Here is a 211-nt window from a genome sequence, read left to right on the forward strand (position 1 = left end):
TGAAGACGACGACGTTGATAGGCCGGGTGTGTAAGCGCAGCGATGCGTTGAGCTAACCGGTACTAATGAACCGTGAGGCTTAACCTTACAACGCCGAAGATGTTTTGGCGGATTGAGAAGACAACAATTTTCAGCTCAGATTCAGAGTCCGAAGGATTTTACGCTGAGACAAGGCGGCAAACGCAGCGACGGAAGGAGCATACAGAAGTAT

General features: G+C 49.8%; 1 rRNA gene. It reads left to right on the plus strand.

Annotated features, from left to right (window positions below):
* Positions 1-87: ribosomal RNA gene (locus tag HV477_RS28170) — 23S ribosomal RNA — on the plus strand; the annotation flags it as partial.
* Positions 88-211: the final 124 nt, after the last annotated feature.

Origin of the sequence: Salmonella sp. SG203, assembly GCF_013350575.1 — a bacterium.
In the GTDB taxonomy this organism is placed as follows: Bacteria; Pseudomonadota; Gammaproteobacteria; order Enterobacterales; family Enterobacteriaceae; genus Salmonella; species Salmonella enterica.